The organism is Shewanella khirikhana, assembly GCF_003957745.1.
Lineage (GTDB): Bacteria > Pseudomonadota > Gammaproteobacteria > Enterobacterales > Shewanellaceae > Shewanella > Shewanella khirikhana.
The window spans coordinates 2,528,450-2,541,937 of the sequence record NZ_CP020373.1; the positions used below are offsets into that span (position 1 = coordinate 2,528,450).

Genomic DNA, 13,488 nt, shown 5'->3' on the forward strand with positions numbered 1-13,488 from the left:
CAGGGCGGCTTATTCGCCGTCGATAACACGGTTACGCCACACAGCGGTGCCAAGCAGCAGCCAGCCCACCAAAAAGCAGGTGCCACCCAGCGGGGTGATAGGCCCCCACCACTTGGAGCCTGTCAGCACCAGCGCGTAGAGTGAGCCCGAAAACAGTGCCATGCCGGCAATAAAAAAGCCTGCCGCCCAGCCCAGCAGTCGCGACTTGATAAAGTGCCAGGCAAAGGCGACCGCGATAATGGCAAAGGTATGGTAGAACTGGTATTCCACCGCCAGATTAAACACGTCAACCATCTCGCTGGACACCAGGTTTTTAAGGCCATGGGCGCCGAAGGCCCCCAGCGCCACGGCGAAAAAGCCACTGACAGATGCAAACAAAAACAGACCTCTATTCACCTTGAATCCTCTTTATCGCTAATGAGTTAATCGCAAAGGCCCTATTTCATAAACCCGAAACAGGCCTCGGCGGCCGCCGCCAGATTAGCCGCTTCGGTGTGCCCTGACGACTTGCGTGGCTTCAGGCTGTGATCCCCGTCCGGGATCCACTGCACGGCCACCCGCTCAGGGATATCCCACTGGGCCAGCTGCGCCCGGTTTCCAAAGCTGTCGCGCTCGCCCTGAATAATCAGCAGCGGCGCCGTGCACTGCTGCAACGGCTCAAGCCTGACCTCTTTGCCCTTGGGCGGCAAAAAGGGATACCCCAGACAGACCACCCCAGCGAGCTTGTCGCCAATGGTCTCATCGCCAGCCACAATCGCGGCCATACGACCGCCCATGGACTTACCCATCAAATAGAGTTTGCCCGGGGCATAGACGTCATTCACCAGCGAAATGGCCTCGTTAAAACATTCAAGCAGCGCTGGGGCCCGATTGGGAGGCCTGCGCTTGCCGTCCACAAGCCGCTGCTGCATATAGGGGAAATTAAAGCGCACCACAGTTACGCCTTTATCCGACAGCAGCTTCGCCATGGCCACCATAAAATCAGAATCCATATCCGCCCCGGCGCCATGGGCAAACAGTACCAGCGTCTGCGGCTTATCCTGCGGGCCATCGACTTTCAGCCACTCAGGAAGCATTGTTAACGTCATCTACAACCTTTCTTATTCATTGTGTTAAACGAAGAGTCCACGTCGTCAGCCGGGCAGCAGCTCGCTGCGGGACTCTTCGGCAAACATGTCCAGCATCCACTCGCGAAACGCCACAATCTTGCCAAGCTCAGCGTGATTTTGCTGGCACACCAGATAGTAGGCATCTTTACTCACCAGCACTTCCTGAAACGGCACCACCAGGCGGCCAGCCTTGATATCAGGACGGGCCAGCACGCTGTAGCCAAGTGCCACGCCCTGACCATGGGCCGCTGCCTGCAGCACCAAAGACGAGTGGCTGAAAATCGGCCCCTGATTCACGTTCACATCGGTTACGCCGCACTGACGGAACCAGGCCTGCCAGTCATGGCGACTCATATCGTGCAGCAGGGTGTGATGCTTAAGATCTGACGGCTTTTCAAGCGGTTTGGGGCCGCTCAGCAGCATGGGGGAACACACGGGAATCAGCACTTCATTGCGCAGCTTGTCGGCCCGGAGCCCCGCCCAGTTGCCCTGACCATAATAAATCGCCACGTCAACATCGTCGGTAAGCGAGCCTTCTTCGCTGTCCACCGCCTTGATACGCACATCGATTTCTGGGTTCTTTTCACTGAACTTGGCAAGCCTTGGCACCAGCCACTGAATCGCAAAGCTTGGCGACATGCTCACGGTAAGCGAACCGATGGCGCTGCGGGCAAGCAGACGGTCGGTGGCATCGGCCAGCTGGATAAAGATGTCTTTAATGTCGAGAAAATAGCTCTGACCTTCTTCGGTCAACAGCAGAGAGCGGTTTTTTCGGCGAAATAATTTTAATCCCAGAAAGTCTTCCAGCGCCTTGATTTGATGGCTGACCGCCGCCTGAGTTACAAACAGCTCTTCTGCGGCCCGGGTAAAACTAAGATGCCGTGCTGCCGCCTCAAATGCCTTCACCGCATTGAGGGGAGGAAGTCGTCTTGACATGGTGATCCCACTCTCATTTTTTAATTAGTTTTTCTAATCCGCATTGTTACATTTTATCGTTTGTTAATGGAAGGGCTTTTGAGTAAATTTTGCGCCAACAAACGAGATGGTCGGGCGGCTTTAAGTCGGAATAAGCACGCCTGGCGAGCGACCAAGATGTCGCAATTAATGCTGCCCGGAGGCGCCCCATGTTCAATCTGAAAACCGTATTTGCTTTTGCACTCTTTGCTTCACTGTCTGCCACTGCCAGCGAAACTGAGATCCAGTTCGACACCCAGGCCCTGCACGATGCCATCAGCGCCGAGCTGAGCCTGAACATGGCCAACATTCATCAGGAGCTGAAAGACAACAAGCAAGGCCAGGTTATGCTGCTGGCCAGCAAAGACGAGGCCAAAGAAGAGAAGGCTGCACCCAAGGCGGAATAAAGCTGGCGATACCGCCATACAAAAGGCCAATGCCTAAATAGCCAGGCGCCGATAAAACAGGCGCAAAACGGCAAGACACAAAAAAGCCGCACCCTCGAGTGCGGCTTTTTGCTGCGCCAAACTTGGCTAAGCTATTCTCAGGCAACAAAAAAGCGGCCCAAAGGCCGCTAATGTATAAGGCAAAGCTTAAGGGCGATACACCTTCACATTGCTGTGGCCCTGCTCCTGCAGATAAAGGGCCTGCAGTTTGCTCATCACACCGCGTTCGCAGTACAAGAGATATGTCTTGCTGCTGTCGAGGTCAGCAAAGGCGGTGGCGAGTCTGAAGAAGGGGATCACCTTCACTTCAACACCGTCCACTTCCAGCGGCTTGGCCTCTTCTTCTTCCGGCGCGCGGATATCGATGATGACCTCATTGCCCTCGGCGGCCGACACGGTTTCTGTCTCGGCAACGGCTTCTGCGGTGGAAATGGCGATATCGCGGATATCAATCACTTCGGCCTTGGCCAGAATCCGGTCGAGCAGATCTTCAGAGAATTTTTGCTCTTCGGCTTCCACCTTGGACAGCACCGCCTTCACGGTAGGACGCTGGGAAATCACCCCACAGTATTCAGGAATGGAGGCTGCAAAGTCTTCGGTACCTATGCGACGCGCTTGTTTGATAATGTCCGGCTTATCCATGGTAACAAGCGGGCGCAGGATCAGCAGATCGGTGCAGCGGTCAATCACATTCAGGTTGGTCAGAGTCTGGCTCGACACCTGGCCCAGGCTCTCGCCGGTAACCAGCGCCTGCACGCCCATACGGTTAGCCACGCGGGTAGCGGCGCGCATCATCATCCGCTTGAGCACCACGCCCATCTGGCCGTTTTCGATGCGCTCAAGAATCTCGGTCACCACCTCTTCAAAAGGTACGGTCACGAATTTCACCTTGTGAGACTCGCCGTAGGTCTTCCACAGATGGTAAGCCACCTGCTTTACCCCAATTTCGTGCTGGGCGCCGCCAAGATTAAAGAAGCAGTAATGGGTGCGTGAACCGCGCTTGATAAACTGGAAGCTGGCCACGCCGGAGTCGAAGCCGCCGGAGATAAGCGACAGCACATCTTCCTGAGCTGCAATCGGGAAACCGCCCAGACCTTCGATGCGGCGACACACCATGTACAGCTTTTCACGGTCGATTTCGAGCTGAATGGTCATGTCTGGGTCTTTCAGCTTAACGCCCTTGGCCTCGGTAAACTGATTCAGGCCACCGCCCACATAACGCTCCACTTCAATGGAAGTAAAGCTTTGCTGGCCTGAACGCTTTACCCGCACGCAGAAGGTCTTGTCCTTCAACGCATCCTTGTAGACAGACAAGGCATGCTGATAGATATCGTCAACGGTTTCGTAATCAAATTCAGCCACTTCCAGCACATGGTGAATGCCGGGAATGCAGGCCAGACGCTCGGCAAACACTTCGGTCAGCTCCGGCTTGTCTTTGGGCACCTTCACCAGAATCTTGTCCCACTGGCGCTGTACCCGGGCGTCCTCATCGATTTTTTTGAGCACGTTGCGGATATTGGACTCGAGCATCTTGGTAAAACGCATTCTTACCGGTTTGCTCTTTATCATGATTTCGGGATACAGCTTGACGATAAACTTCATGGGATTTCCAGCAAAAGGTTAGCGCTCGCGGCCGGTTTTGGCGGCGAACACCAGGGTTCAAACAAACAATCGCGGGATTATATCAAAAAGAGGCTGCCGGGGGCAGGGTCAAAAATAAACCCGGCCTGGGCCGGGCTTGATACAGCTTATTTGTTACATCTTAAACAGTCGCAGATCAGGGCCCAGTGGCGGGGGGAGGGCTCACCTGAATTTCTTCGGACTCTTTGGCTTTGCCCTGTTCAATGGCAATTTCCACCCGCCGATTGCGGGCACGGTTTTCGGCCGAGTCATTGGGCACCAATGGATTGTTGGAGCCCATGCCCACCACTTTCATGCGGCTGGCATCAAAACCTTTTACCTTCACCAGCTCGTGGGCCACCGACACGGCCCGCTTGGACGACAGCTCCCAGTTGGACGAATAAAGCTCGTTGCTGATCTGCATATCGTCGGTAAATCCCGATACTGTGATGATGCCGGGCACATCCTTTAACAGCTCGCCCACGGCGCGAATAACAGGTCTGAACCTGGGTTGCAGGAAGCCTGAGCCGGAGCCAAAGGCGCCCTTTTCGCGAATGCGGATAATGATTTGCTGCCCCAGCGATTCGATTTCAATTGCGCCATCGACAATTTGCTCATTCAGCTGCTCGGCCATCTTTTTGACCTGCTGATTAATTTGATCCTGCGAAGAAGCCGCATCACTCTTCTGGCTTTCCTGCTGGGTTTCCTGGGCTGTGGACGAAGCCTGCCCTCCCCGCTGGGAGCCTTGCTGCTGCTGAACACCACCGGCGCTGTCGCTCTCACCTTCCTGGTAATCCAGGATAGGCTCGGTCATCTCGTTGGTTTGCTGGTTGATGATTTCGATGGGAGTGGGTTCGGGCTTGCCGGGGCGAAACTCCAGCGCAATCACCGAAGTACCCTTGGGGATATCTTTTACTTCCACCTTGTTTTGCACCCCGAAGGCGTACTTCATCGAGCCCGCTATCTGCTTGAACTTCATGACGTCCATTTCGGAAAACGCCAGCAACAGCACGAAGAAGCACATCAGCAGCGACATCAGATCCGCAAAGGTGGCAAGCCACATGGGCGCGCCTGGGGGTGGGCAGTCACACTTGGCCTTGGCTGCCATGGCCTATTCCCCGTCTGTGGTGTCTATCTTGCGGGATTTTTCCGCCAGATAGTTCTTCAGGAAGCCCTCGATAACCCGCGGGTTCTGGCCATCCTGAATCGCCAGCACCGCATCCATAATCAGGTTGCGGTTAAGCATTTCTTCGCCCATACGCAGCGACAGTTTATCGGCAATGGGAATGGCCAGCATGTTGGCGATAACGGCGCCATACAGGGTCGTAAGCAGTGCCACCGCCATGGAGGGGCCGATGGACTTGGGGTCATCCATGTTTGACAGCATGGCCACCAGACCAATCAGGGTACCAATCATCCCCATCGCCGGGGCTACGTCACCGAAGGCCTTAAAGATACCGATACCGGTTTTGTGGCGCTCTTCGGTGAGGGCAATGTCTTTTTCCAGCGCTTCCCGCACCACTTCGCCGTCGTGACCATCCACCAGCATGTCGACTGCTTTTTGCATAAAGCTGTTGGAGATCTGCGCTTCTTCCAGCGCCAGAAAGCCCCCTTTACGGGCTGCATCCGCCATGGATACTGACTGTTCAATCAGTTCCTCGGGCTTGTCGATTTTGAACATAAAGGCTTTGACTGCAATCTTGGCGGCACCGAAAAACTGCTTGAGGTTGAATTTCATCATTACCACAAACAAGGTGCCACCAAACACAATCAGCACTGAGGGAACGTCGATAAAGATGGCGAGGCCGCCACCCATCACCATCGCCATGACCACGAAGGCGAACGAGCCCAACAGTCCAATGAGGGTTGCTAAATCCACGGATGCTCCTTAAATACGCAGTCATGAGGGAATGGCGGCCAAGGAAAACCGTCATTCAGCCAGAAATAAGCCGGTCGGATGCCCTCTTATTACCAAAAGGCAGGGACTTCACACACCAATCACTATTCTCAGTTATCGGACAGACCTTCGGCAAGTTTAGCGCCAATTTATTTTTTCTAACAAAAATTCAGCAACAAAGCGTGCTGCACAGCAAATATTCCCCCGCATAATTTGACCCTGTAAGCCTCCTGAGATACCTTGTGCACGCCGACACAGCAGGAACAAATACCGTGGTCAAAAAACCTGAAAACCTGAGCTTTGAAGCCTCTTTGGCGGAGCTGGAGCGCATAGTCGCAGAGCTGGAGCAGGGGGAAGTCTCTCTGGACGATGCCCTTAAGCAATTTGAGCGTGGCATAGGCTTGGTACGTGCCAGTCAGGCCAAGCTTGAACAGGCTCAGCAGAAGGTGGCCATTTTGCTCAGCGATGAGGCCAATGCGCCCCTGAGCGATTTTCAGCCCGAGGGCGAATAATGCTCAAAGCTGCGTTATCTGCGTGTCAGTCCCGTGTCGATGCCATTCTGGCCAGTCATCTCGATGCTCTGCCGGCCACAGCGCCAGCACTTAAAGCCGCCATGCGCCACGGCGCCCTGATTGGCGGCAAGCGCATCCGGCCCTTTTTAGTGTATGCCACAGGTGAGCTGCTCGGCGTCGATAAAGCCAAGCTGGACCGGCTTGCGGCTGCCATCGAGTGTATTCACGCTTACTCGCTTATTCACGATGATTTGCCGGCCATGGACGATGATAACCTGCGCCGTGGAAAGCCAACCGTGCACATTGCCTTTGATGAAGCCACCGCCATTTTGGCCGGTGATGCGCTGCAAACCCTGGCGTTTGAAATCATTGCCGAGCCCGGCTCAGGCCTCAAGCCCGAGTTGCAGGTGGCCATGATTGCCGCGCTCGCACGAGCGTCGGGCTATCTTGGTATGTGTGGCGGTCAGGCAATTGATCTGGCAAGCGAAGGCAAGAGTATTGATTTAAACAGCCTGACCGAGCTTCACAACCTGAAAACCGGCGCCCTTATCCGCGCCGCCGTTGAACTGGCGCTGATTGCGGCCGAGGCCAACGAGCGCGACCGCAGTGCGCTGCTCAGTTATGCCGAGGCGATTGGCCTTGCGTTTCAGGTTCAGGACGACATTTTGGATATCACTTCCACCACCGAGGAGCTGGGCAAGCCACAGGGGTCGGATTTGGATGCCAACAAGAGTACCTATCCCAAGCTGCTGGGCCTTGACGGCGCCCGGCAGACCGCCGATGCCCTGGTGGCAGACGCACTATCAGCCCTGGCTAAAATGCCATACAATAGCCAGCTACTTGCAGACTTTGCCCGTTACATCGTCGAGCGACGTGTATAAAAAAGATAAAGAATCTCGCTATGAGTTTGGACATTTCGAACTATCCATTGCTTGCGCTGGCGAGCACCCCCGATGAGCTGCGCCAACTTCCCCAATCGGCGCTGAAACAGCTGTCGGACGAGCTAAGGCAGTTTCTGCTGACCTCGGTGGGGATTTCCAGCGGCCATTTCGCCTCGGGCCTGGGCACGGTTGAACTGACCGTGGCGCTGCATTACGTGTACAACACCCCCTTCGATCGCCTTATTTGGGACGTGGGCCACCAGGCCTATCCCCATAAAATTCTTACCGGGCGACGGGACCGTATGCACACTATCCGTCAAAAAGACGGCCTGCACCCCTTCCCCTGGCGGGAAGAGAGCGAATACGACACCTTCAGCGTGGGGCACTCCAGCACCTCGATTTCAGCAGCCCTGGGTATGGCGGTAACCGCCGAGAAAGAAGCCCAGGGCCGTAAAGTGGTGGCCGTTATCGGTGATGGCGCCATTACCGGCGGTATGGCGTTTGAAGCGCTTAACCACGCAGGCGACCTGCACAAAGACATGTTAGTGGTGCTTAATGACAACGAGATGTCTATCTCGGAAAACGTCGGCGCCCTTAACAATCACCTGGCCAGACTCATGTCCGGCCGCCTGTACACCACCATCCGCGAAGGCGGCAAGAAGGTACTCAAGGGCATGCCGGTCATCAAAGAGATGGCCAGACGCACCGAAGAGCACCTCAAAGGCATGGTGGTACCCGGCACCCTGTTTGAAGAGCTGGGCTTTAACTACATAGGCCCCATCGATGGCCATGATGTGGAATCTCTGGTCGAGACCCTGCGCAATATGCGCGATCTCAAAGGCCCGCAGTTCCTGCATATCATGACCAAAAAGGGTAAAGGCTACGAGCCCGCCGAGAAAGATCCCATCGGCTGGCATGCCGTGCCCAAGTTCGATCCCACTCAGTTCCGCAAACCGGCCACCAAGCCGGGGCTGCCGACCTTTTCGCAGGTATTCGGCAAGTGGCTGTGTGACATTGCCGAAAAAGATGACAAGGTGCTGGCCATAACCCCGGCCATGCGCGAAGGCTCCGGCATGGTGGAGTTCTCCCAGCGCTTCCCGAAACAGTATTTCGATGCCGCCATTGCCGAGCAACACGCGGTCACCCTGGGCGCCGGTTTCGCCTGCGAAGGCTTTAAGGCGGTGGTGGCGATTTACTCAAGCTTCCTGCAGCGCGGTTACGATCAGCTTATTCACGATGTGGCGCTGCAACGCCTGCCGGTGCTGTTTGCCATCGACCGCGGCGGTATTGTGGGTGCCGATGGTGCCACCCATCAGGGCGCCTTCGATTTAAGCTATATGCGCTGCATCCCCAACATGGTGATCATGGCGCCAAGCGATGAAAACGAGTGTCGCCAGATGCTCTACACAGGTTACAGCTACGATAAGGGCCCAAGCGCAGTGCGCTATCCCCGCGGCAGTGCCACAGGTGCCGAGCAGATTGAAGAGATGACCGCCATGGCCATCGGCAAAGGTGTGAAGCGTCGTCAGGGCGAGAAGATTGCCATCCTCAACTTTGGCACCACTTTGGCCGCCTGTTTGACCGCTGCCGATGCCCTGAACGCCACCGTGGCCGATATGCGCTTTGTAAAGCCACTGGATGAAGCCCTTATCCTTGAGCTTGCCGAAAACCACGATGTGCTTATCACGGTGGAAGAAAACGCCATCATGGGCGGCGCTGGCTCTGGAGTCCTTGAGTTCCTCGCCAGCAAGAATCGCCTTAAGCCACTGCTGCAAATCGGTATTTCCGATGAGTTTATCAAGCATGGTGGCCCGGAGGAGATCCTCACCGAGCTCGGCCTCGACGCTATTGGCATCGAGCGGCAAATCCGCGCCTTTATCGAAGCTTAATAGCCTGAATCGCAAATAAAAAAAGGACTGTCTCGGCAGTCCTTTTTGTTATTGAAAGCGGTTTTCACACGCTGAATCAGGCCTGGGTGTCTACACCACCGCCCTGCGATACCATCACCATGGCAGGACGCAGCAGGCGACCATTCAGCTCGTAGCCTTTTTGCAGCACTACCATCACGTGGTTGGCAGGCACCTCAGGGTTTGGCTGCATGCCAATTGCCTGATGCTGCTCAGGATTGAATGGCTGACCCATAGGATCCACCACTTTTACGCCAAACTTGTCGACGGCATTCATCAGGGTCTTCATGGTCAGCTCAACGCCTTCGAATACGGCCTTGGTGGCCTCATCTTCGGCGTTGGTACCCGCCAGGGCGCGCTCCATGTTGTCCAGTACCGGCAACAGCTCGTTGGCAAATTTCTCGAGGGCGAACTTATTGGCCTTTTCCACGTCCATAGCGGCGCGGCGGCGGATGTTGTCCACCTCGGCAGCAGCACGGACCACTGAGTCCTTCTGCTCTTCTACCTTGGCTTCGGCAGCGGCCAGGGCCTGTTCCAACTCCTCGATACGGAAGTTAGCCTGGGTCAGCTCGTCTACCAGCGCCGCCTCATCAGTGACGACTTCGGTGTCCTGTACCTGTTCCAGTGGCTCTTGTTGGGGGTTGGTCGATTCGTTGCTCATCTCTACTCCAAGCTAAAAATGCTTTGTTTCTGCATACACAGGGCATATTATGGGGATCAATTCCCGCGTTTCAAGGCCTTGAGGGCGCAGTTTCCCTGTTATGACATCCCAATTCCACACCATTGGCCTGATTGGCAAACCTCATCACAATGGTACCAACCTGACATTGAAGCGTTTACACCACTGGCTGGGCAGCCAGGGGTTTGAAGTTTTGGTGGAAGAAAGAGTGGCCGCTGAGCTGGGTGCCAACGTGCGCGCGGTGGATTTGCTGGAAATTGGCAACCGCTGCGATCTGGCCATTGTGGTTGGCGGTGATGGCAATATGCTGGGCGCCGCGCGGGTACTGGCCCGCTTCGATGTGGGTGTGATTGGTGTTAACCGTGGCAACCTGGGCTTTTTAACCGACTTGCCGCCGGACGACTTTGAAGAAATGCTCGCCGCCGTGCTGGATGGCGAGTTTGTCACCGAGCATCGCTTTTTGCTGGAAGCCGAGGTGCATCGCCACGGCGCCATCAAAGCCAGCAATACCGCAGTGAATGAAGCTGTGCTGCACCCGGGCAAAATTGCCCATATGATTGAATATGAAGTCTATATCGACAATCAGTTCATGTACTCCCAGCGCGCCGATGGCATGATAGTCTCCACCCCCACCGGCTCGACGGCTTACTCATTGTCGGCGGGCGGCGCCATCCTGACCCCCAATCTGCAGGCGCTGATTTTAGTGCCCATGTTCCCCCACACCCTGTCATGCCGCCCGATTGTGGTAGATGCCAACTCAACCATCAAACTGGTGGTCTCACCTGAAAATGGCGAAAACCTTGAAGTCAGCTGCGATGGTCACGTCACCCTGGCGGTACTGCCCGGCGACGAAATCATCATTCGCCAAAGCAACGAGCGACTGCGGCTTATTCATCCCAAGAATTACAACTACTTCCATGTGCTGAGAAACAAACTCGGCTGGGGCAGCAAGCTGTTTTAATGCACTGAATTGGCTGCGAGTGCTAAACGCTTGGCTGCAAATGATAGAATCAAGACTTTTGAGCAACCCAGCAAGGCGCAAACACCAGCCAGAATCCAGCAAGCAAAAACTTACAAAACGGTAATTCGCTCGGCAGTTAACCGTCTCTATGACGATTAACTTGCTGTCTTGCATCAATTACCACCCTCGCCTGACTTCCAAATAAAACCAATATTAATCAATAAGCTAATTTCACAGCCCACTATTTGGACATTGGTCATACCAAATTTTGTGACCGAGCACACATTAGCACCTTCTTGTTTACCTCTTTATAAGCAACAGCTTTGAAATAATCCGATCAGATTATTACCTTTATGGCATCATTCACGCCCTTCTACACCGTCATTTCGGTGTTTTTTTCACTTTTAATAACCATTGGCTATAAAAACACCCGGGAGGCATAAGACCCAGATCACATTCCAGACCAAAGACGACTGGAGCGAACTCCCAATGCCTGATATTGGTCTGGTGTTTCCTGCTCCGAATGATCTGTATCAAGTTTTTAATCGGGCAAAAGCCGTTTATTGTCGACAGGTTTGAACGAGTCTGCTGCAAACTGACAACGGACCCGGATAAATCTGCATACAACAATCGCCACAGATTGAACAATAACCAAGGCGATGGGCCGGGGCTTCCGGCGAAACAAGCTACCCTAGAAGAGGCAACCATGACTTTCGTTCAACTTCTTGCCAGCCTGTCACCGGTGATCAGCGTCATGCTGTTCCTGGTGCTGCTGAGACTCCCCGCATCCAAGGCCATGCCGATTTCGGCACTGGTCACCGCGCTTGCCGCCATATTCGTATGGCAAATGGATACCCAGATGCTGAGCGCATCCGTGGTGGAAGGGCTGCTGTCGGCTCTGACGCCGCTGTCTATCATCTTTGGCGCCGTATTCCTGCTCAATACCCTGAAATATTCAGGCGCCATGGACACCATCCGCGCCGGTTTTACCAATATCAGTGCCGATGCCCGGGTGCAGGTGATTATCATCTGCTGGCTGTTCGGCGCCTTTATTGAAGGCTCGGCCGGTTTTGGTACCCCTGCCGCCATTGGCGCGCCATTGCTGGTACTGCTGGGCATTCCGCCGGTAGCCGCAGCAGTAGTAGCGCTGATTGCCGACTCGGCCAGTGTGTCTTTTGGCGCCATAGGTCTGCCGGTACTCTTTGGTATGGAGCAAGGCCTGATTGAGGGTGGCAGCAGCATGGCGGCGGCACAAATTGCCGAGCATGGTGGCCATTTCAGCGACTACGCCCGCTTTATCGCCATGCATATGATCACCATCGACCTTATCACCGGCACCCTTATTCCATTGGTACTGGTAACAGTGCTGACCGGCTTCTTCGGCCGCAATAAATCCTTCGCCGAAGGTTTTGCCATTTGGAAATTCGCCCTGTTTGCCGGCTTTGCCTTCACGGTTCCGGCTTGGGTCATCAACTATGTTGCAGGCCCAGAATTCCCATCGGTGATAGGCGCCCTGGTGGGCATGGCGATGGTCATTCCGGTTGCCCGCAAAGGCTGGCTGCTGCCTAAAACCCCCTGGCACGATTTTGCCGGTGAAGAGTCGCAGGCTGACTCTGACAATGAGTCAGGCAAACAGGATGAAGTGCGTTTCAGCCAACTTGCCGCCTGGACACCTTATCTGGTGATGGCCGCCCTGCTGGTTGCCAGCCGCACCATAGCGCCGCTGAAAGCCTGGCTGAACAGCTTTAACTTAAGCTGGACCAATCTGCTCGGCACTGATCTTAAAGCCGGCTTTGCCACGCTTTACGCGCCGGGCGCCTTCTTCGTGCTGGTGTGTGTGCTTGGGTTTGTGCTCTTTAGAATGCGCCGCGATGCCATCACTGAGTCTCTGTCAGTGTCGCTAAAATCCATGGTGCCGACGGTGATTTCACTGGGCGCCTCTGTGCCCATGGTGAAAATCTTTTTGAACTCGGGCGCTAATGAGGCAGGTCTTGCTTCTATGCCGGTGGCACTGGCCGACATGCTGGCAGGCTCCATGGGCGCGGTATGGAACTGGATGGCGCCTGTGGTGGGGATTTTCGGCGCGTTTCTGTCTGGCAGTGCCACCTTCTCCAACATGATGTTCTCGGGGCTTCAGTACAGCGTGGCCGACAACATTGGCGCCAATCACGCACTGACCCTGGCGTTGCAGGGCATAGGTGCCAACGCCGGTAACATGATGTGCGTGATGAACGTGGTTGCCGCCGCCACAGTGGTGGGTATGGCCGGCCGCGAGTCTGAAATCATCCGTAAGACCATGCCGGTGGCTCTGGGCTATGCCCTGCTGGCCGGCACCATCGCCACTATCTGGGGTGGATTCTGAGCTGAGTGGATTCTGAGAAAAGCAGCCACCCGCTCGGGGTGGCTGTTAATGCAATAAGCCACCATTGAGGTGGTGTTAAAAGTGAAAACAACGCCTGAAATAAGAGCCTGCCCAGCAGGCCATAAAAGAAAGCGCCCAGCGAATCAGGGCGACTTTCAAC

General features: G+C 55.1%; 13 protein-coding genes. 6 read left to right on the top strand and 7 right to left on the bottom strand.

Annotation, left to right across the window (positions count from 1 at the left end; translation table 11 throughout):
• Window positions 1–9: 9 nt before the first annotated feature.
• From STH12_RS10970 to STH12_RS10980, 3 genes are read right to left on the bottom strand one after another with little or no spacing between them, the layout of a single operon-like run.
• Entirely contained in the window at window positions 10–396 is a 387-nt protein-coding gene (locus tag STH12_RS10970; protein ID WP_126167588.1) for a DUF423 domain-containing protein, read from the bottom strand.
• Between the two features lie 41 nt (window positions 397–437).
• Entirely contained in the window at window positions 438–1,088 is a 651-nt protein-coding gene (locus STH12_RS10975; protein ID WP_237158587.1) for an alpha/beta fold hydrolase, read from the bottom strand.
• Window positions 1,089–1,133: 45 nt separating this feature from the next.
• Window positions 1,134–2,045: a transcriptional regulator GcvA gene (locus STH12_RS10980; RefSeq protein ID WP_126167589.1), complete on the bottom strand. Its 912-nt coding sequence runs from the start codon at window positions 2,043–2,045 to the stop codon at window positions 1,134–1,136.
• Between the two features lie 188 nt (window positions 2,046–2,233).
• Here STH12_RS10980 and STH12_RS10985 point away from each other — a divergent pair, with 188 nt between their 5' ends.
• Window positions 2,234–2,470 carry a hypothetical protein gene (locus STH12_RS10985; protein WP_126167590.1) on the top strand — a complete coding sequence of 79 codons (237 nt, stop codon included), beginning with the start codon at window positions 2,234–2,236 and terminating at the stop codon, window positions 2,468–2,470.
• A gap of 186 nt (window positions 2,471–2,656) precedes the next feature.
• On the opposite strand, the gene thiI is transcribed toward STH12_RS10985, so the two are convergent.
• The 3 genes from thiI to pomA all read right to left on the bottom strand — a co-directional run bounded on the left by thiI (window position 2,657) and on the right by pomA (window position 6,008).
• Window positions 2,657–4,111: a tRNA uracil 4-sulfurtransferase ThiI gene (gene thiI / locus STH12_RS10990; protein WP_126167591.1), complete on the bottom strand. Its 1,455-nt coding sequence runs from the start codon at window positions 4,109–4,111 to the stop codon at window positions 2,657–2,659.
• A gap of 175 nt (window positions 4,112–4,286) precedes the next feature.
• Window positions 4,287–5,237 carry a flagellar motor protein MotB gene (locus tag STH12_RS10995; protein ID WP_126167592.1) on the bottom strand — a complete coding sequence of 317 codons (951 nt, stop codon included), beginning with the start codon at window positions 5,235–5,237 and terminating at the stop codon, window positions 4,287–4,289.
• Between the two features lie 3 nt (window positions 5,238–5,240).
• Window positions 5,241–6,008, bottom strand: a complete 768-nt coding sequence (gene pomA / locus STH12_RS11000) for a flagellar motor protein PomA (RefSeq protein ID WP_126167593.1) — start codon at window positions 6,006–6,008, stop codon at window positions 5,241–5,243.
• Window positions 6,009–6,298: 290 nt separating this feature from the next.
• Between pomA and xseB the strand changes: the two genes are divergently transcribed.
• From xseB to dxs, 3 genes are read left to right on the top strand one after another with little or no spacing between them, the layout of a single operon-like run.
• The gene (gene xseB, locus STH12_RS11005) at window positions 6,299–6,538 is read left to right on the top strand and encodes an exodeoxyribonuclease VII small subunit (RefSeq protein ID WP_126167594.1); all 240 of its coding nucleotides are present in this window, start codon (window positions 6,299–6,301) and stop codon (window positions 6,536–6,538) included.
• The gene (gene ispA / locus STH12_RS11010) at window positions 6,538–7,419 is read left to right on the top strand and encodes a (2E,6E)-farnesyl diphosphate synthase (RefSeq protein WP_126167595.1); all 882 of its coding nucleotides are present in this window, start codon (window positions 6,538–6,540) and stop codon (window positions 7,417–7,419) included. The genes xseB and ispA overlap by 1 nt, the downstream gene beginning before the upstream one ends.
• Before the next feature lie 20 nt (window positions 7,420–7,439).
• Window positions 7,440–9,308 (top strand): 1-deoxy-D-xylulose-5-phosphate synthase, encoded by a 1,869-nt coding sequence (gene dxs, locus STH12_RS11015; protein ID WP_126167596.1) that lies wholly within the window; start codon window positions 7,440–7,442, stop codon window positions 9,306–9,308.
• Between the two features lie 76 nt (window positions 9,309–9,384).
• On the opposite strand, the gene grpE is transcribed toward dxs, so the two are convergent.
• Window positions 9,385–9,987, bottom strand: coding sequence for a nucleotide exchange factor GrpE (gene grpE / locus STH12_RS11020; protein WP_126167597.1), 603 nt, complete (start codon window positions 9,985–9,987; stop codon window positions 9,385–9,387).
• 100 nt (window positions 9,988–10,087) lie between these two features.
• On the opposite strand from grpE, the gene nadK reads away from it, so the two are divergent.
• Window positions 10,088–10,966, top strand: coding sequence for an NAD(+) kinase (gene nadK, locus STH12_RS11025; RefSeq protein WP_126167598.1), 879 nt, complete (start codon window positions 10,088–10,090; stop codon window positions 10,964–10,966).
• Window positions 10,967–11,672: 706 nt separating this feature from the next.
• Window positions 11,673–13,328, top strand: a complete 1,656-nt coding sequence (locus tag STH12_RS11030) for an L-lactate permease (protein WP_126167599.1) — start codon at window positions 11,673–11,675, stop codon at window positions 13,326–13,328.
• The last annotated feature ends 160 nt before the right edge of the window (window positions 13,329–13,488 follow it).

Bases quoted from the DNA above. Each gene is read 5' to 3' on its own strand.
- ispA (WP_126167595.1), top strand. From the start codon at position 6,538: ATGCTCAAAGCTGCGTTATCTGCGTGTCAGTCCCGTGTCGATGCCATT.
- STH12_RS10985 (WP_126167590.1), top strand. From the start codon at position 2,234: ATGTTCAATCTGAAAACCGTATTTGCTTTTGCACTCTTTGCTTCACTG.
- STH12_RS10980 (WP_126167589.1), bottom strand. From the start codon at position 2,045: ATGTCAAGACGACTTCCTCCCCTCAATGCGGTGAAGGCATTTGAGGCG.
- STH12_RS10975 (WP_237158587.1), bottom strand. From the start codon at position 1,088: ATGACGTTAACAATGCTTCCTGAGTGGCTGAAAGTCGATGGCCCGCAG.
- thiI (WP_126167591.1), bottom strand. From the start codon at position 4,111: ATGAAGTTTATCGTCAAGCTGTATCCCGAAATCATGATAAAGAGCAAA.
- STH12_RS10995 (WP_126167592.1), bottom strand. From the start codon at position 5,237: ATGGCAGCCAAGGCCAAGTGTGACTGCCCACCCCCAGGCGCGCCCATG.
- STH12_RS11030 (WP_126167599.1), top strand. From the start codon at position 11,673: ATGACTTTCGTTCAACTTCTTGCCAGCCTGTCACCGGTGATCAGCGTC.
- nadK (WP_126167598.1), top strand. From the start codon at position 10,088: ATGACATCCCAATTCCACACCATTGGCCTGATTGGCAAACCTCATCAC.
- grpE (WP_126167597.1), bottom strand. From the start codon at position 9,987: ATGAGCAACGAATCGACCAACCCCCAACAAGAGCCACTGGAACAGGTA.
- dxs (WP_126167596.1), top strand. From the start codon at position 7,440: ATGAGTTTGGACATTTCGAACTATCCATTGCTTGCGCTGGCGAGCACC.